The sequence below is a fragment of the Mycobacterium sp. 4D054 genome, assembly GCF_052245755.1.
GTDB lineage: Bacteria > Actinomycetota > Actinomycetes > Mycobacteriales > Mycobacteriaceae > Mycobacterium.
The window spans coordinates 43,547-60,181 of record NZ_JBQQCF010000034.1 but is presented as its reverse complement, the minus strand read 5'-3'; the positions used below and the strand labels follow the sequence as shown (position 1 = coordinate 60,181).

Genomic DNA, 16,635 nt, shown 5'->3' with positions numbered 1-16,635 from the left:
AGCAAATCACGCGCCGTCAACGACACCCCGACCGAACAGGAGGCCACCCCCGCGGCACTGACCGCCTGAACCATTAACTCGAAGAATCACACGACAGGCGTCGTACACCACGCCCCTGGACTTGACCCCGCAGACGTGGCAGCGACTCGCCGACACCGTCGACCTGATCGTCGACCCGGCCGCGTTGGTCAACCACGTGCTCCCCTACAGCCAGCTGTTCGGTCCCAATGTGGTCGGCACGGCCGAACTGCTCCGCATCGCACTGACGACGAGGTTGAAGCCGTTCGTCTACGTGTCGACGATCGGCGTCGGCGCCGGTGTCGAGCCTGCAGAGTTCACCGAAGTCGGCGACGTCCGCCAGATCAGCGCGACCCGCAGGGTGGACGACAGCTACGCCAACGGCTACGGCAACAGCAAGTGGGCCGGCGAGGTCCTGCTGCGGGAGGCGCATGACCTGTGCGGTCTTCCGGTGTCGGTGTTCCGGTGCGACATGATCCTGGCCGACACCACCTACACCGGACAGCTGAACCTGCCCGACATGTTCACCCGGCTGATGCTCTCGCTGATCGCCACCGGTGTGGCGCCGGACTCGTTCTACGAACTCGACGCTGACGGCCGCCGGCCGAGGGCCCACTATGACGGTCTGCCGGTGGAGTTCATCGCCGAGGCGATCTCGACGCTCGGCGCCCAGGCCGTCTCCGGGTTCGAGACCTATCACGTGATGAACCCGTACGACGACGGGATCGGTCTCGACGAGTTCGTCGACTGGCTCATCGACGCCGGCCACCCGGTCCGCCGGATCGGTGGCTACGACACCTGGCTGCAACGTTTCACCACCGCGCTGCACGGGCTACCGGACCGACTGCAGCAGGCGTCGTTGCTGCCTCTGCTGCACAACTATCAGCGGCCCGACGCTGCGGTGCGCGGTTCGATCGCACCGACCGACAGGTTCCGTGCGGCCGTTCAGGACGCGAAAATCGGTCCGGACAAGGATATTCCGCACGTGACGCCGCAGATCATCGTCAAGTACGCGACTGATCTACGGCGCCTCGGCCTGCTCTAGTTGACCGCCAGCTTGTCGCTGGCCTTGGTGCGGCGACGCCCGAACAGCCGGTGCCGCTTGCGGTCGCGTTCCACTGGCGCGGTCACCGCATCAGGCCGGTCGGACCGATTCCACCCTGCGGTGGCCTCCGGGGTCGCGTCGGTGACGGCGTGCGGTTCGGCCGCCGGGACGCGGGCATCGCGGTAGGCGATGTCGCGAGCGCTGCGCACCGACAACCGCCCTACGGCCATCGCGGCGAGGAACACGATCAGCGCGCCCAGCCCGGAGAAGTAGGTCAGCTCGAGCCAGACCTGCTTGGTCTCGTTCGCGGCCACCGGCTGCCCGGCCCCGCCCAGTCCCAGCGGTCCCGCCACGGCGCGTCCGACGACGAACCAGGCGCCGGCGGCCACGGCCAGCCACGCGCCGAGCATCGCGGTGGCACGGTTACGGGACACCAGCAGCAGCAGACCGCCCAACACGGCGACCGCACCGGGCAGCACTTCCAGCCACCCACGGCCTGCGGTCCACGTCCACGCCCGGTCCGGGGTGAACGCGAAATCGAAGAGCGGGCCGATGAAAGGTACCAGCGCGCCCCATATGCCCAGCGCGATGATCAGCAGGCCGCTGACCGCGCCGCGGCTCCGGGGAATGTGCATCCTGCTCTCACGGACCCGATTGGTTGAGTCGACCATGATTCCTCCTGAAGGTGATGCCAGCGGGTACCCGCAGCCGCCGGGCGATAACCCGAGGGTCGCGTGGAAGGCAGCCCGGGTTGCCAGAACCGCACCCGTGCGCTCCGTCGGCGGGACTCACTAACATCGGCGGCGTGGGTCGCATACGCCAGTGGTGGGGACAACCCGACCATTACCACTGGTTGTCGGGGTACCTCGGCTCCCGCGACCTGCGCGGGTTCACCCGCATGATGATGGGGCTGATCGTCGTGGTGCTCGGCGTCGTCCCGGCTCTGATGTTGCTCAGCCCGTCGGGTCCGGACACGAATCTCGGCCGCGGGGTCAGCCTCGCGGTCGTGACGCTCTGCGCGCTGATGGCAGCCGTCTGGTTCAGACACTGGCCGTCGAGGCGCGAATCCCTGATCTTCGCGGTGCTGTCCGACCTGAGCATCGCCGCCGTGGTGCTGGTCTGGCCGGACCCGCTGACCGGGCTGCTCGGGTGCATCTCGTTCGCCGCGCTGGCGGGTTATGTGGCGTTCTTCCACTCCAGCCATTATCTGGTGATGGTGCTCGCGACGGCGGCGGCCGTCGCGCTGCGCTGCACTCTCGAGATCACCGCCCGCGGCGACGGTTACCTCGCCACCGTGGCCTTCCTGATGATCGCGGTCGGGGTGCTGGCCGTTCCGTTCTCGGCGCAGGTGCTGGTCCATTTGCTCGGCGACGATGCGCTGCAATCCCACACCGACGCGCTGACCGGTCTGCGCAACCGCCGGGGGTTCTACCGGTCGGTGCGGGAACTCATCAATTCCGCACCGGCGCAAGGCCTTCCGCACCTGACTGTCGCGATGGTCGATCTGGACCGCTTCAAACAGGTCAACGACACCCGCGGCCACGCGACCGGGGACCGGCTTCTGGTCGCCGTCGCCACGAGCCTGCGCCAGGCCGTCAGTGGACAGGCGGTCGTCGCGCGGGTCGGTGGCGAGGAGTTCCTGGTCGCCGAAGCAACCCGCGACGACGACGCCGACGCGCTGGGCGAACGGCTCCGCAGTGCGATCGTGGCGGCCCCGTGGGGTGTCACCGCCAGCATCGGGGTGGTCTGCACGCAGATGGACGGCGACACCGGCACCCGGGAAATCCTGGGTGAGCTCATCGAGGCCGCCGACACCGCGATGTACGAGGCCAAGCGGTCCGGCGGAAATCAGTACCGCCGGGCGGGGCGGTCAGCGGCCTGAGCGACGCACCCGTTCGACGACGTCGACGATCGCGCGGGCGAGGACCTTCGGCTGGTAGAGCATCACGTTGTGGCCGCTTCCCGGCACCAGCACGTTGCTGGTTCCCAGCGCGGCGGCGAGCAGGTCGTTGGCGCGGTGGATCTGCGCCTGCGTGTAGTTGTCGGCGGTGAGCCGGCTCGGCGGCGGGAATCTGTCGGCGCTGAGCACACTGGCGGGCACCCTCGGCAGCGGCGGCGCCGCGGCGACCGCCGCGAACGCCCTCTCAAACCAGACGCTTTCGCCCGGCGCTCGGCCCTCCCGGCCGCTGGCGTAGAACGCGGCGTTCTGCGCCGGCGTCCCGATACCGGGCAGAAACTCCGAGGTGGGTTCGACGAACACCAGGCCGGAGATCAACTCGGGGTGTTGTCGGGCGAGCAGGTCGAGGATCAGACCGCCGTAGGAGTGAGCCACGAAGACAAGCGGCGCGGTCAGCTTGGCGGCCGCGATCAGCGCCAGGATGTCGTCGACGTCCTGCTGCATGTCGTGCGGTTGGGGTACCGACGTCGATCGCTGGTCTCCGTCGGGGCGGGTATCGGGCCGGTCATAGACGCACACGTGGGTGGCCTTGGCGACCGTCGGCTGGGCTGCGTCGCGACTCGGCACCGGATCGGCGATCTCGACATCGTCGTAGGGCGTGGACCAGACCGGGTCCCCCGGCGGGATCAGATAATTCCAGGCCTCGGCGTAGCTGCCCATGCCGGGAATGACGAAAACCGTTGGGGCGCCGGAGCCCTGGCAGTTGAGGAACAGAGTGCGCCCGCCACCGATGTCGACGGCGCCGGGAACGGCCGGGGATGGTTGGGCCGCGCTGGTTGCGCACGCCGACACCGCGACGAGCACCGCCGCGAGCGCGCCGCACCGACGCCACCTCACGCCGGCGACAGTACGCGCGGCGGGGGCGTCGCGAGCAGGATTGCCGGGCGTCAGTCGAACAGGCCGGCCTGGCCCAGTCCCACGGCACCGGCGGGCGGTGTCATCCCGAGATGCGTCCACGCCTGCGCGGTGGCGACGCGACCGCGCGGCGTTCGCGCGATCATGCCGGCCCGCACCAGGAACGGCTCACATACCTCCTCGACCGTGGTGGCCTCCTCACCCACCGCCACCGCCAGCGTCGACACCCCGACCGGCCCGCCGCCGAAGCTGCGCGTCAGCGCCGAGAGCACCGCCCGGTCGAGCCGGTCCAGGCCGAGCTCGTCGACGTCGTAGACCTCTAGCGCGTACTTGGCGATGTCGCGGGTGATGACACCGTCGGCCCGCACCTCGGCGTAGTCCCGGACGCGCCGCAGCAACCGGTTCGCGATACGGGGGGTGCCCCGGGACCGGCGCGCGATCTCCGCGCCGGCGTCGGCGCCCAGTGCGATCCCCAGAATGCCGGCCGATCGGGCCAGCACCCGTTCCAGTTCGGCGGGCTCGTAGAAGTCCATGTGCGCGGTGAAGCCGAACCGGTCCCGCAGTGGGCCGGTCAGCGCCCCCGACCGGGTGGTGGCCCCGACCAGCGTGAAAGGCGCCACCTCCAGCGGAATCGACGTGGCGCCGGGCCCTTTCCCGACGACAACGTCGACGCGGAAATCCTCCATCGCCAGATAAAGCATCTCCTCGGCAGGCCGCGCGATCCGGTGGATCTCGTCGATGAACAGCACGTCGTGTTCGACCAGATTGGACAGCATTGCGGCCAGATCACCGGCGCGTTCCAGCGCCGGCCCGGAGGTGACGCGCAGTGAGGACCCCAACTCGGCGGCGATGATCATCGCCAGCGAGGTCTTGCCCAGCCCGGGCGGGCCGGACAACAGGATGTGGTCCGGGGTGCCGCCCCTGTTCTTGGCGCCCTCGAGGACGAGCTGAAGCTGTTCACGCACCCGGGGCTGGCCGATGAACTCACCCAGCGACCGCGGACGCAGGCTGGCGTCGATGTCGCCCTCGCCGACGGTCAGCGCCGGCGACACGTCCCGTTCGTCGGGCTCGTCGACCGAATCTTCGGAAAACCGGCCCACGTTGCTACTTCTTCCCCAGCATCGACAGCGCCGCGCGCAGCGCGCTGGAGGTGGTGGCCTCCGGATCGTTGGCGAGCACCTTGTCGGTGGCCTCCTCGGCTTGCTTCTGCGCGAAGCCCAACCCGACGAGGGCTTCCACGACGGGGCCGCGGATACCGTGTCCGCCGCCGGCGACGACCCCGGCCGGGCCGGACGCACCGACCTTGTCGCGCAGGGTCAGCACCAGAAGTTCGGCGGTCTTCTTGCCGACCTTCGGGATCCGGGTCAACGCGGTGACGTCACCGTCGCCGATCGCCTGCCGCAGCGTGGGACCGTCGTACATGGCCAGCGCACCGAGGGCGATGCTCGGTCCGATCCCGGACACGCCGAGCAGCGTCAGGAACAAATCCCGGGCGTCGGAGTCGGCGAAGCCATAGAGCGTCATCGAGTCTTCGCGGACGATCATCGCGGTGATCAGCCGCGCCTCGACGCCGCGTCGCAGCGTCGCCAGGGTGGCGGGGGTGGCCATCACCTTGTAGCCGACCCCGGCCGCCTCGATGACGACGTGATCGAGGGCGATGTCGAGGACCTCACCCCGGACCGCGGCGATCACCGCGCACTCCGGGACATCCGGCTCTGCTTGGCCTTCGCGTTGAGGGTGGCCCGGTACTTGCGGCGCTGCTCGGCGGCCATCGCCTCCGCTTCGGCCATCCGGGCGATCATCGGGGCCCGCCAGCAGTGGCAGATGGCAAGTGCCAGCGCGTCGGCGGCATCGGCGGGGGTCGGTTTCTGTTGCAGCGCAAGAATTCTGGTGACCATCTCGGTGACCTGGGCCTTGTCGGCGCGTCCGTTGCCGGTGACCGCGGCCTTGACCTCGCTGGGTGTGTGAAAGTGCACGTCGATGTCGCGGCGCGCCGCGGCCAGCGCGATCACCCCGCCGGCCTGCGCGGTGCCCATCGCGGTGTTGGCGTTCTGGTTGGAGAACACCCGTTCGATGGCGAGCACATCCGGGCGGTGGGTGTCCAGCCAGTGTTCGACGGCGTCACTGATGGCGAGCAGACGGTGCGCCAACGGATGATCGGCGGGCGTGCGCACCACATCGACGTCGAGCGCGATGACCTGACGGCCCCTACCGCTCTCGATGACCGACAACCCGCACCTGGTCAGGCCGGGGTCGACACCCATCACTCGCACGCCGGCCCTTCCTCGAAAGAGAACATCTGTTCGAGAGCTTAGCCGCTCGCGCGGACAGGGCCCGGCAGGACACGCGTTCAGTTCAGCGTCGTCCCCGCACTCGGCAGGACGATCTCGCCCGGTTGTTCGGCCGTGCCGGCTTCAACCGTGCCGGTTTCGGCCATCCGGGCCACTTCGGCGATCCGCCGGCCCGAGTTGCGCCAGCCCCGGACCCGTTCGCGCGCGACCTCGGTCCCCTCCCTCTCGACGAGCACGGTCCACGGCACCGCGCACCACTTGGCCAGCAGCCAGAACGGCCACATCGCCATGAACGGCAGCACGATCAGGAGGATGACCGTGTCCAACGTCGCGAAGCCGGTCTCCCACGGGATGGTCTTCCACCACCACCGCCGCACCGTCCACTTCACGCCGTCGGGCCCGACCACGTTCTTGCGCATGGCGCCACCGCTTTCCGCCCGTCTCGGGAGTGACGTTCGGATTATGCCGCGCGACACCACGGCGCGGGAGTTGACCGGCGAAGCCGGACCCGGTGCGGCGTAGAGCGTCTCAGCCGAACGAGGCGCGGGGCGCGCCGATGCCCGGATCGATCTTCACCGGCCCGGAAGCCGACGGGGCGACCGGGAAGTCGAAGATCGCCGTCGGGATGTACACGGTGGCACAAGCATTGGGGATGTCGACGACGCCCGACAGCCGGCCCTCGATCGGTGCCGCACCGAGCAACAGGTAGGCCTGCTCGGGGCTGTAGCCGAACTTGGTCAGGTAATCGATCGCGTGCAGGCAGGCCCGCTGATAGGCCAGATGCGAATCCAGATAACGCTGTTCGCCGTCCAGGGTCACCGATGTCCCCGAGAACGCCAGCCACTCGCAATACTGCGGGTCGGTATTGCCGGGCATGAAGATGGCGTTCTCGCTGACACCGTAGGTCTCCATCCCGCCGGGGATGACGTCGACCCTCAGGTCGATGAAGCCGCCCATCTCGATGGCGCCGCAGAACGTGATCTCGCCGTCACCCTGGGAGAAGTGCAGATCGCCGACGGACAGATTCGCACCGTCGACGAACACCGGGTAGAAGATGCGGCTGCCCTTGGTCAGGTTCTTGATGTCCTGGTTGCCGCCGTTCTCGCGGGGCGGCGCGGTCCTGGCCGCCTCGGCGGCGGCCGCGGTGAACGCGTCACCGGTGAGGCCGCCGAGGATCGCGTCCCGCGGTTCCGGCGGCAGCGCCAGCGGCGGCACCCGGTCGGGGTCGGTGGCGATGAGCGCGGCCTCGCGCGTGTTCCACGTCGAGAGCAGCTCCCGCGACGGGGCGGTGCCCATCAGACCGGGGTGGATGATGCCGGTGAACTCCACGCCCGGGACGTGGCGAGAGGTCGCCTTCTGCCCCGAGAAATCCCAGATCGCCTTGTAGGCGTCGGGAAACTGCTCGGTCAGGAAGCCGCCGCCGTTGCGCGTGGCGAAGATCCCGGTGTAGCCCCAGCCCTGGCCCGCCAGCGGCCCGGAATCCTCCTGCGGAATCGGACCCACGTCGAGAATGTCGACGATCAACAGGTCGCCGGGCTTGGCGCCCTCCACGGCGATCGGGCCCGACAGCGTGTGCACCGTGGTCAACGGCGCGTTGAGGATGTCCTCGGCCGAGTCGTCGTTGTGGATCGCGCCGTCGAACCACTCGCGGCAGTGCACCCGGAAGGAATCACCCTTCTTGACAGTGACCGCGGCCGGGATGTCGGGGTGCCACCGGTTGTGCCCAACCTTCTCCTGGTCGGTGAACTTCTTCGTGGAATCGAGCGGGAAGACGACGTCGGGCATGGAGGCTCCTTCAGGGTCGCGGGAGGGTCTGATGCAGGGGGTTCGTGGTGATCTTGCGGGCGGGGGCGCCCCGAGGCGGCGCCGCGACAACAGCGGGGGTATCGGCGGAACTACGGGTGGCGTCCTGCAGTGCCATCGCGGTGCTGCCCGAACGTCCCAGGTGCGGCGTGCCCATCATCCGGCGTGCCATCCCCCGGCACGTCGGGCACTCGATTTCATCGGGGCGACTCGCCATCGAATGCATCTGCCGAGTGATTCCACAACCGGATCGGCACCGAAATGCATAGAGGATCAAAGCATTTCCCTTGGTGGTCGAAGGAGAGAAGCGGGGATGAACGCCACCCTACCCAGCCACGCGGGTGTGTGCGCAGCAGATGGACAACACGACAACACACGGGTGTGCCGTTGTGGCCGGCTACAGCTGCGGGGCTACCGCCGTTGCCGGGATGAAGGCGTAAAAACCTTGTGCCGGAGGGTGTTCGGTCCCGGAACAGGCGTCGCGCCGTCCGGTTCGCCGCGCTCCTCCATCCCCATGTTGTGGGCGGCCCACAGCGCGATGCGGAAATTGATGCGATCGCTCTCGTCGAGCGGGTTGGCGTCGGTCAGCTCGGCGATCTTGGCCAGCCGGTTGCGCAGCGTGTTGACGTGCACGTACAATTGACCGGCCGCGGCGCCGATGTCGTTGCCGGGGGCCAGGAACGCCTCCAATGAGGCCACCAGGAAGGAGTTGTTGACCCTGTCGTGGTCGACCAGCGGTCCCAGCAGCCTATGGACGAACGGGACCAGTCGCACCTTCGGCACCGCCGCCAACAACCCTTCGAGCGTGGCGATCTCATCGATGTGCACAGTGCGCTGCCGGCGACCCGCCTCGTGGAGCGCTTCGAGGGCCTCCGGGATCGCATGCGCCATCGACTGGGCGTCGGCGCCCAGCGCCACCCCACAGACCAACGGCGATGCGGCCAGATCGGCACGAAGTTCCGGAGTCTGCGGGCACAGCGCCACGATGCGGTCATCGAGCAGGGCCACCGCCCCGCGGTGGCGGTCGACCAGCGCGTGCACGTCCGCATGCCCCTCAGACGGGAACGCGCACACCGCCACCGGTGCCTCGCTGAGTCCGTGGCGCGCCAGCGCGGCCTCGACCGGACCGACGCCCAGCGTGCCCGCGATGAACCACCGCAACATCGATCCGAGGTCGCGTTCCCGGGCATCGACGTCACGATCGGCGGCCCGCCGGGACTCGCCCCAGTCGACGATACGGCGGAAAGGCACCGCCGGCCGCTGGACCAGCAGCGGCAGGTTTCGGCCCAGGCACGCCTGCACCAGAGGCTCGGGCAGCTCGTCGAACACGTCGCCGAGCCCGATCACCAGCCCCGCCACGCCGCGCTCTGCCAGGATGTCGACGTATCGAAGCACGGCCGCGTCCGGCTGCCCGGCCACCGGCACGCCGACGCTGAGGATCAGCTCCTCGCCGATCAGGTACGGCGATGGGTCGGCGAGCTCGGTGGGATAGACGTAGCGGATCGGCCGGTCGAGATCGTCGATCGGCGTCACGATCTCGACGTGCAGGCTGGGTTCGGCGAGCAGCTCCCCGACGCTGACCGTGCCGTCGTGAGGCCCTTTCACGGTCGTCGCACTCTCCTCGGCGCTCCGTTCGCTCGTCGTCATCGCGCCGCTCGCACTGCCATGCCAGCGGAGTCTAAGCGCCGGAGCGCGCCGTCACAGGTCGAGCGTGAGCTTGGACCCGCACTGCGAGCGCGACACGCAGATCATCATCGAGCTGTTCGTCCGCCGCTCCGCGTCGCTGAGCAGCTCGTCACGGTGGTCGACGTCACCGGCGAGCACCTTGGTCTCACAGGTCCCGCAGAAGCCGCTGGTGCACGAGAACGGGGTGTCGGGTGCCACGGCGAGGACCGCGTCGAGCACGCTCTGGTTCTGCGGGACGCGGACCGTGACGCCGGTGCGGGCCAGTTCGACCTCGAACGCCCCGTCCTCGGATCTCGCCTCCAAGGCCGGGGTCGCGGCGGTGAACTGTTCGACGTGCAGCAGCATGTCCGGGTAGCGGGTGCTGATCTGCTTGACCGCCGCGAGCATCGCCGGCGGCCCGCAGCAGTACACCGCCGTGCCCGCCGGACTGTCGGCGAAGGCGCGTTCGATGTCGGGCAGACCGACTTCGTCCTGCGGGTAGAGGTGGACGAAGTCGCGCCCGGCCAGGCGGTCGGTGAACGCCATGGCGGCGCGGCTGCGTCCGCCGTAGAGCACCGTCACCGGGGGCGGCAGCGGCCGGGCTTGCAGTGCTTCGACCATCGCCAGGATCGGAGTGATCCCGATGCCCCCGGCCAGCAGCAGATAGCGCGGCGAGTCGACCAGGGCGAAATCGTTGCGCGGCTCCCCCACCTCCAGCACGTCGCCCGGGCGTAGCCGGTCGTGGACTTCCCGGGACCCGCCACGGCCGCCGTCGACCTTCAGCACGGCGACGGTGTAGCTGTGCGGGTCATCGGCGGACCCGCACAACGAATACTGGCGCACCGCCCCCGACGGGAGCGTGACGGGGATGTGGGCCCCGGCGCTCCAGTCGGGGAGCCGCTCCCCGCTCGGGCTTCGCAGCTCGACGGAGATGACGGCGTCGGCCTCCAGGCGCAGTTGGGTGACTCGCAGCCTCACTGCGGTGCGTGACCGTTGGTCGCAACCAACTCCGGATCGCGGGCCTGCTGGATGGTCTGCACGGCGAATTGGGTGGCCCGCCGGTAGTTCAGCGTGTAGATGTCCGCGGGCGCGGACACCTCCACGGCTTGCCCGGCCAGCGGCACCTCTTTGGGTTCAAGGCCCTCCAGGACGGGGGTGTCCTCGTTGAAGACCTTGGTCTCGACCTCCAGGATCTCGTCGACGGTGCCACCGCGAAAGTCCTTGTCGGTGGCCACGCCCCAGAAGATGATGCACTTGTCGTAGCTGACCGGCGACGGGAAGTCGACGAGGTAGCGCTTGCCGGTTTCGGGGCCGAAGTCGTACAGGATGGTCGCGATACCCGGGGCGTACGAGTGGTAGTGCATCCAGGCGTCACCGACGTCGGAAAAATCCGAATCGGGGACCTGCCGATAGAAATACGACGCCCAAACCTCACGTCCTTCGCGCTTGACGTCGAGATCGGTGACGACCGGGTTCACGTCGCCCATCGACGGCGCGTGCACGAACGGGAAATGCGCCATGTCACGGAAGTTCTCGGTGGCGGCCATGAATCCGCAGTCGGCGTGAATGGGTTCTGCTGCGCGCCAACTCAGTTCGAGACCGTCGAGCTCCGGCGGGTTGGGCAGGTCGAAGACGGGGTCGCCCAGGCAGGTCCAGACGTGCTCGAAGCGCTCGATCACCGGATAGGACTTGATGGCGGCCTTGGGCGGGATGCGCCCGTCCTCGGGCAGGGACGGGATGCGGCTGCAGACGCCGGTGCCGCCGTCGAACTGCCAGCCGTGGTAGGGACACGCGATGCCCTCGCCCACCACCTTGCCGTCGGCGAGGTTGCCGCCGCGGTGTATGCAACGGCGGTCGGTGACCCGCGCCGCGCCGGTGGAGTCGCGGAACACCACGAGGTTGTGGTCCAGCAGCGTCGCGGACTGCGGGGTGTCGATGTCCTGGGACCTCGCCACCACGAACCACACGTGCTGATAGGCCGCACGCAGTTTGTCCGGGGTCAGTGCATCGTGATTCATCGTCGCTCTCCTGTCGGTCGGGCTGTGACCGGGTCGAACTCGGGTCGGGTCAATGTACGGGGGGTCAGCCGCTGGGCGCGCACGTGATCGGCGATCTCGGCCATTCCGGCCACCCAGACGTCGTCCATGCCGCATACGTCGGCGACGAACTCGCGCAGCGCGGCGGCCCGTCCGGGCCGGCCGCTGAGAAACGGGTGGTTGGTCAGAATCCAGGCGCCGCCGATCTCCCGCATGGCGTCGAGCTCGCTGCGCCACAACTCGACAGCCTTCGCCGGCGTCTCGATCAGGCCCGTGCCGGAGAAGTCGGGAACGAAGCAGTACTGCTGCCAGTCGTCGAGTGCCCAGCTCACCGGAAGCTCCACGAGCGACCCGGCTCCGGGAACCGCCAGCTCATAAGGGTGATCGGAGTCCATCAGCGTCGAATCGTAGGTGAAACCGAACTCGGCGAGCAGTTTCGGTGTGTGCCAATTCATCTCCCACATCGGCGCCCGGTAGCCGGACGGCCGGACACCGGCTACTTCTTCCAGCGCGCGCAGGCCACGGTCGAGGATCGCGCGTTCGGTGTCCTCGTCGACGCCGACCAGCGACTCGTGCAGGTATCCGTGGTGAGCGATCTCGTGACCGGCGCGGGCGATCGAGCGGATCGCCTCCGGGTGCCGGTGCGCGGTGTATCCAGGCACGAAAAACGTTCCGCGAACCCCGAACTCGTCGAGAATTCCGAGGAGGCGCGGTACGCCCACCAGAGGGCCGTAGGCCTGATGCGACATCGCACCCATCCGGTCGGCGAACGCGGGATCAGTGGTCAGCAGCGGTGATTCGGCATCGACGTCGAAGGTGAACGCCACAGCACAGCGTTTCCCCTCCGGCCACGACACCGGACCCGCGGGTGTCAGTGCGGTCAAAGTTGTGCCTTTCTCCCGAAGACGGACAGGAATTCCCATGTGACGTTGGCCGCCGCGACGGCGGTGATCTCGGCGTGGTCGTAGGCCGGCGACACCTCGACGACGTCGACACCGACGAGGTTGACGCCGTCAAAGCCTCGGATCACCTCGAGCAGCTCGCGGCTGGTCATCCCGCCGGCCTCGGGGGTGCCCGTGCCCGGCGCGTGCGCAGGGTCGAGCACGTCGATGTCGACCGACACGTACACCGGCGCGTCCCCGACCCTCTCGCGGACGCGTTCGATCATCCCCTCGGTGCCGAGCGTGTCGATGTCGCGGCAGGTGATGCAGGAGAAGCCGAAGTTGGCGTCCTCCACGAGATCCTGCTTGTCGTAGATCGATCCGCGGACGCCGATGTGCAGGTTCTTGTCCAGCAGCAGCCCCTCCTCGAAGGCCCGGCGGAACGGCGATCCGTGGGTGATGTCGGCGCCGTAGTAGCTGTCCCAGGTGTCCAGGTGTGCGTCGAAATGCACCAGGGCCACCGGACCGTGTGCGGCGTGAACCGCCCGCAACGAAGGCAGTGCCACCGAGTGGTCACCGCCGAGGATCACCGCGCGGGTGCCGTCGGCCTGCAGTGCGGTCAGCTGCTGGGCGGTCTGGTCGACCGCCTGGGCGATATCGAAAGGGTTGCACGCGATGTCGCCGGCGTCGGCGAACTGGCACACCTCGAACGGCTTGATGTCCAGCTCGGGGTTGTACCCGCGGATGAGCCGGGATGCCTGGCGAATCGCGTTGGGGCCGAACCGCGCTCCGGGACGGTAGGTCACCGCGCTGTCGAACGGCACGCCGACGACGACCACGTCGGCGCGCGTGACGTCCTCCAGCCTTGGCAGCCGCGCGAACGTCGTCCATCCCGCATACCGCGGTTGAACCTGGGGGTCGACCGCGCCGACGATGGGAGGCCGGCCGGTGTCGTTGTTCATTGATTGCCTTTCCTATACGCGATTACGAGAGAGTCCGCCGTCGACGTTGACCACCTGGCCCACCGCCGCACCGAGCTCGCGTTGACAGAGCAGACCGATGGTCCGGGCCACCTCGGCGACGGTGCCCCGCCGACCGATCGGAGGTACGGCCGCGGGAGTACCGTCTGCGGCATCGCACACCGACCACTCCGAGGCGACGGCACCGACGGCTACGGCGTTGACCCCGACTCCGAATCGGCCGAAGTCGCGGGTCAACGACTTGGTCAGGGCGACGAGGCCGCCCGCCGCGGTGGCCACGGCGGACAGGCCGGGTGCGCCGATGTGCCAGCGCGAGGTGGTCAGCACCATGCGGCCGCCCGCGCCCGTGTCGCGCATCCGCTCGGCGGCGGCCTGGGCGAACAGGAAGCTGCCCGTCAGAGTGCTGTCCACGTGCGCCCAGAAGTCGTCCATGGACTGGGCGGCGACCGTGGCGACGTGCGGCAGACCGTGCGCGGTCACCAACGTGTCGATCCCACCCATCGCCTCGGCGGCGGCTGCAACGGCGGCCCGTACGGCGGCGCCGTCGGCGGGGTCCGCCACGACGGAGATCGTCTCGCCGGAGGCGGTCGCCGGTGCAGCGGAGCAGGTGCCGACGGTGCGCGCGCCACCGGCACGGAAATGGTCCCGCACGGCCGCACCCAGCTCGGTGTCCACCCCGGTGACGAGAACCCGCTGTTGTGTCCCCATGCTCAGATCACCGTTCCGCTGTTGACCGACAACACTTCTCCGCACAGGAAGAGATCGTCTTCCAGCAGCGCCCGGACCAGCTCGGCGACCTCGACCGGTGTGGCTATCCGCCGGGCGGGCAACGACTCGAGGAACTCCTCGGCGCGTTCCCAGGAGTCGGCGGGCAGCAGCGGCGTGTCGCAGGGACCCGGCGCGACCGCATTGACGATCACCCCGTCTTCCGCCACCTCGGCGGCGACACTGCGCAACAGCGACAGCGCGGCGCCTTTGGCCGCGGCGTAGTGAGCGTCGTTGCTGCCGCCGCCGATGGCACGTTCGGACGCGATCCCCACGATCCGGCCCTGCGTGCGCCGGCGCATCTGCGGCAGCACCGCCCGGCACACGTGGGCCAACCCGCCGACGTGCACCCGCAGCATCCGCTGCCAGGACTCCGGATCGATGTCCAGTGCCGGGATCTCCTCGTAGTGACCGGCACAAATCACCGCGGCGTCGATCTGCCCGAGGGTGGCCTCGATCTGTGCCACGGCATCGATCACCGCCTGTTCGTCGGCGACGTCGGCGGTGCGCCACATATCGGTGTCGGGCGCGGGTTCGCGGGAGATGGATGCGACCGTCCACCCGCATTCGGCGAGCCGCGCGGCGATGGCCGCACCGATGCCGCTGCCGGCGCCGGTCACCACGGCGACGGGGGCACTCATACGAGTTCCGTTTCCGGGGTCGACTCCGGCGCGGAGGGCGCGCCGGGCCGACTCTGACCGACCTTGCGGACCTTCACGATCACGATGCCGAGCGCGAGAATCGCGCCCATCGCCACGAAGAACGCCCAGTTGATGAACCACGCGTCCGACACCGTGCGGGGCCACACGATGTTGAGGAACGCGAATCCCGCCCAGAGGACGGCCATCAGCGCCACCGGCAGGCTGAGCCTGCCCAGATGCCACGGCCCCGGCACCCACGTACCGCGAAGGCGCGCAACCAATCCGGTGACCAACGGGAACAGGAAGGCGAGGTAGTAGCCGCCCGCTGTGAAGGTGACCAGCACCGAGTAGACGTCGGTGGCGGAGATGAGGTAGACCACGGCGCCGATCACGGTGGTGACGAGGATCGCGGTGACCGGCTGGGCCTCCGCCCTGGACAACTTCGACAGCACGCGTGAGCCGGGCAGCACCTTGTCGCGGGCGAAGGCCCAGATGACCCGGGATGCCGAGGCCTGCAGCGCCAGGAAGCTCGCCAGGAAGCCGATCACGAACGCCAGCAGGATCGGTTTGACCCAGGATTCGCCCAGCGCGGTCCCGAGAACGTAGGTGACCGGATCGGAGACCTCACCGGAGGTGATCTTGTCGAAGTCGGGCACCGCCAGCGTGACCGCCAGCGATGCGTAGGCGATGACGATGGCGATGAACGACACCGAGAACAGCATCGCCTTGGGGACGTTTCGCTGCGGTTCCTTGACCTCTTCGGCGATCGCACCGGCACTTTCGAAGCCGAGGATCGACCAGCTGGTGAAGGCCAGGGCCGCCAGGAACGGCCCCGACAGATAGGCCCACGACCATCCGCTGCCGAGGTCGATGCCCTGCACGATGATGTCGAGACCGTGGTGGCGATGGAAGATCAGCAGGTAGGTGCCCAGCCCCACCGAGGCCACGATTTCGGCGATGATGCTGCCCAACATCAGGGTTTTCAGGAAGACGCGGCCGGCGATGTTGGCGCAGGTGCCGGCCAGCAGAATCAGCAGCGCGATGATGCTCTGCTGCACCGCGGTCGGACTCGCGATCCCGACCAGCTCCGCCAGGAACCCTGCGCCGCCGTAGGCGACCGTGGCCATGATGATCACCAGCGCCCACATGTACACCCACCCGGCGAACCAGCCGGTCACCTCCCCGGCCAGGCGTTTGGTCCACTGGTAAATGGAACCTTCGAACGGCCAGCGCGACACCAGTTCTGCGAACGCCAGCGCGACGATGAACTGTCCGGCGCCGACGATCACGAACGTCCACCAGAACCCGGGCCCGGCAGTGGACAGCGACAGTCCGTAGATGCCGTACATCGCCACGATCGGCGAGATGAACGCGAACGCAAACGCGAATGCCGACCACAACGAGAACTCGCGCTTGAGTTCGGTTGGCGCTGAGCCTAATTGACCATTTCCGGCCATCCGGGTTTCCTTTCGTCACCCCCAAAGTTCACGCAAGTATGCGCACGGGCGCGGTGCCCCGGCAGCCGGACCGGCCGAGTCTGGTTTGGGCGCACAGTCCGACGCCGCACGGATGTAGGGATCTACAGCGTCGTGCCGGCAACCGGCTGCGCAGGCGAGCGCTGGGGCCCCACTGCCCATACACTCGCCGCGCCGGTCTGCTCAGAAAGCGAGGATGTGGTGGGCGACAACGCGGTGGCTT

Annotated in this window: 17 protein-coding genes and 1 pseudogene; 2 read left to right on the top strand and 16 right to left on the bottom strand. The window is 68.7% G+C overall.

Annotated elements, in window-relative coordinates; genetic code table 11:
• Positions 1 to 115: 115 nt before the first annotated feature.
• Positions 116 to 1,063: pseudogene (locus tag ACTWP6_RS21770) on the top strand (thioester reductase domain-containing protein); the annotation flags it as partial.
• On the opposite strand, the gene ACTWP6_RS21765 reads toward ACTWP6_RS21770, so the two are convergent.
• On the bottom strand, positions 1,060 to 1,734 hold the full coding sequence (locus ACTWP6_RS21765) for a hypothetical protein (protein ID WP_443188734.1): 675 nt from the start codon (positions 1,732 to 1,734) through the stop codon (positions 1,060 to 1,062). The pseudogene ACTWP6_RS21770 and the gene ACTWP6_RS21765 sit on opposite strands and share 4 nt — an antisense overlap.
• Positions 1,735 to 1,868: 134 nt before the next feature.
• Here ACTWP6_RS21765 and ACTWP6_RS21760 point away from each other — a divergent pair, with 134 nt between their 5' ends.
• Positions 1,869 to 2,945, top strand: coding sequence for a GGDEF domain-containing protein (locus ACTWP6_RS21760; RefSeq protein WP_260751984.1), 1,077 nt, complete (start codon positions 1,869 to 1,871; stop codon positions 2,943 to 2,945).
• Here the strand turns inward: ACTWP6_RS21760 and ACTWP6_RS21755 are convergent.
• The 15 genes from ACTWP6_RS21755 to ACTWP6_RS21685 all read right to left on the bottom strand — a co-directional run bounded on the left by ACTWP6_RS21755 (position 2,934) and on the right by ACTWP6_RS21685 (position 16,394).
• A complete protein-coding gene (locus tag ACTWP6_RS21755; RefSeq protein WP_443188733.1) occupies positions 2,934 to 3,857 on the bottom strand; it encodes an alpha/beta fold hydrolase in 924 nt (307 codons plus the stop codon). The two genes, ACTWP6_RS21760 and ACTWP6_RS21755, sit on opposite strands and share 12 nt — an antisense overlap.
• A gap of 50 nt (positions 3,858 to 3,907) precedes the next feature.
• Entirely contained in the window at positions 3,908 to 4,975 is a 1,068-nt protein-coding gene (ruvB, locus tag ACTWP6_RS21750) for a Holliday junction branch migration DNA helicase RuvB (protein WP_260751981.1), read from the bottom strand.
• Between the two features lie 4 nt (positions 4,976 to 4,979).
• Positions 4,980 to 5,567, bottom strand: coding sequence for a Holliday junction branch migration protein RuvA (ruvA, locus tag ACTWP6_RS21745; RefSeq protein WP_260751980.1), 588 nt, complete (start codon positions 5,565 to 5,567; stop codon positions 4,980 to 4,982).
• Positions 5,564 to 6,148: a crossover junction endodeoxyribonuclease RuvC gene (gene ruvC, locus ACTWP6_RS21740; protein ID WP_260751979.1), complete on the bottom strand. Its 585-nt coding sequence runs from the start codon at positions 6,146 to 6,148 to the stop codon at positions 5,564 to 5,566. Before ruvC ends, ruvA begins: the two co-directional genes overlap by 4 nt.
• 77 nt (positions 6,149 to 6,225) lie before the next feature.
• Positions 6,226 to 6,585, bottom strand: a complete 360-nt coding sequence (locus tag ACTWP6_RS21735; protein WP_443188732.1) for a hypothetical protein — start codon at positions 6,583 to 6,585, stop codon at positions 6,226 to 6,228.
• A 109-nt stretch (positions 6,586 to 6,694) separates the two neighbouring features.
• Positions 6,695 to 7,951, bottom strand: a complete 1,257-nt coding sequence (fmdA, locus tag ACTWP6_RS21730; RefSeq protein ID WP_443188731.1) for a formamidase — start codon at positions 7,949 to 7,951, stop codon at positions 6,695 to 6,697.
• Positions 7,952 to 7,961: 10 nt separating this feature from the next.
• Positions 7,962 to 8,186, bottom strand: coding sequence for a zinc ribbon domain-containing protein (locus ACTWP6_RS21725; RefSeq protein ID WP_260751974.1), 225 nt, complete (start codon positions 8,184 to 8,186; stop codon positions 7,962 to 7,964).
• 194 nt (positions 8,187 to 8,380) lie between these two features.
• Entirely contained in the window at positions 8,381 to 9,574 is a 1,194-nt protein-coding gene (locus ACTWP6_RS21720) for a PucR family transcriptional regulator (protein WP_443188730.1), read from the bottom strand.
• A gap of 93 nt (positions 9,575 to 9,667) precedes the next feature.
• Complete coding sequence (locus ACTWP6_RS21715; protein WP_260751972.1) at positions 9,668 to 10,612, bottom strand: PDR/VanB family oxidoreductase; 945 nt, start codon at positions 10,610 to 10,612, stop codon at positions 9,668 to 9,670.
• Entirely contained in the window at positions 10,609 to 11,652 is a 1,044-nt protein-coding gene (locus ACTWP6_RS21710; protein ID WP_260751969.1) for an aromatic ring-hydroxylating oxygenase subunit alpha, read from the bottom strand. The genes ACTWP6_RS21715 and ACTWP6_RS21710 overlap by 4 nt, the downstream gene beginning before the upstream one ends.
• A complete protein-coding gene (locus ACTWP6_RS21705; protein ID WP_260751968.1) occupies positions 11,649 to 12,554 on the bottom strand; it encodes a polysaccharide deacetylase family protein in 906 nt (301 codons plus the stop codon). Before ACTWP6_RS21705 ends, ACTWP6_RS21710 begins: the two co-directional genes overlap by 4 nt.
• Positions 12,551 to 13,513 (bottom strand): agmatinase, encoded by a 963-nt coding sequence (speB, locus tag ACTWP6_RS21700; RefSeq protein WP_260751963.1) that lies wholly within the window; start codon positions 13,511 to 13,513, stop codon positions 12,551 to 12,553. The genes ACTWP6_RS21705 and speB overlap by 4 nt, the downstream gene beginning before the upstream one ends.
• A 12-nt stretch (positions 13,514 to 13,525) precedes the next feature.
• The gene (locus tag ACTWP6_RS21695) at positions 13,526 to 14,239 is read right to left on the bottom strand and encodes an SDR family NAD(P)-dependent oxidoreductase (protein WP_443188729.1); all 714 of its coding nucleotides are present in this window, start codon (positions 14,237 to 14,239) and stop codon (positions 13,526 to 13,528) included.
• A 2-nt stretch (positions 14,240 to 14,241) separates the two neighbouring features.
• Positions 14,242 to 14,937: an SDR family NAD(P)-dependent oxidoreductase gene (locus ACTWP6_RS21690; RefSeq protein ID WP_443188728.1), complete on the bottom strand. Its 696-nt coding sequence runs from the start codon at positions 14,935 to 14,937 to the stop codon at positions 14,242 to 14,244.
• The gene (locus tag ACTWP6_RS21685; RefSeq protein ID WP_260751954.1) at positions 14,934 to 16,394 is read right to left on the bottom strand and encodes an amino acid permease; all 1,461 of its coding nucleotides are present in this window, start codon (positions 16,392 to 16,394) and stop codon (positions 14,934 to 14,936) included. Before ACTWP6_RS21685 ends, ACTWP6_RS21690 begins: the two co-directional genes overlap by 4 nt.
• Positions 16,395 to 16,635 lie beyond the last annotated feature (241 nt).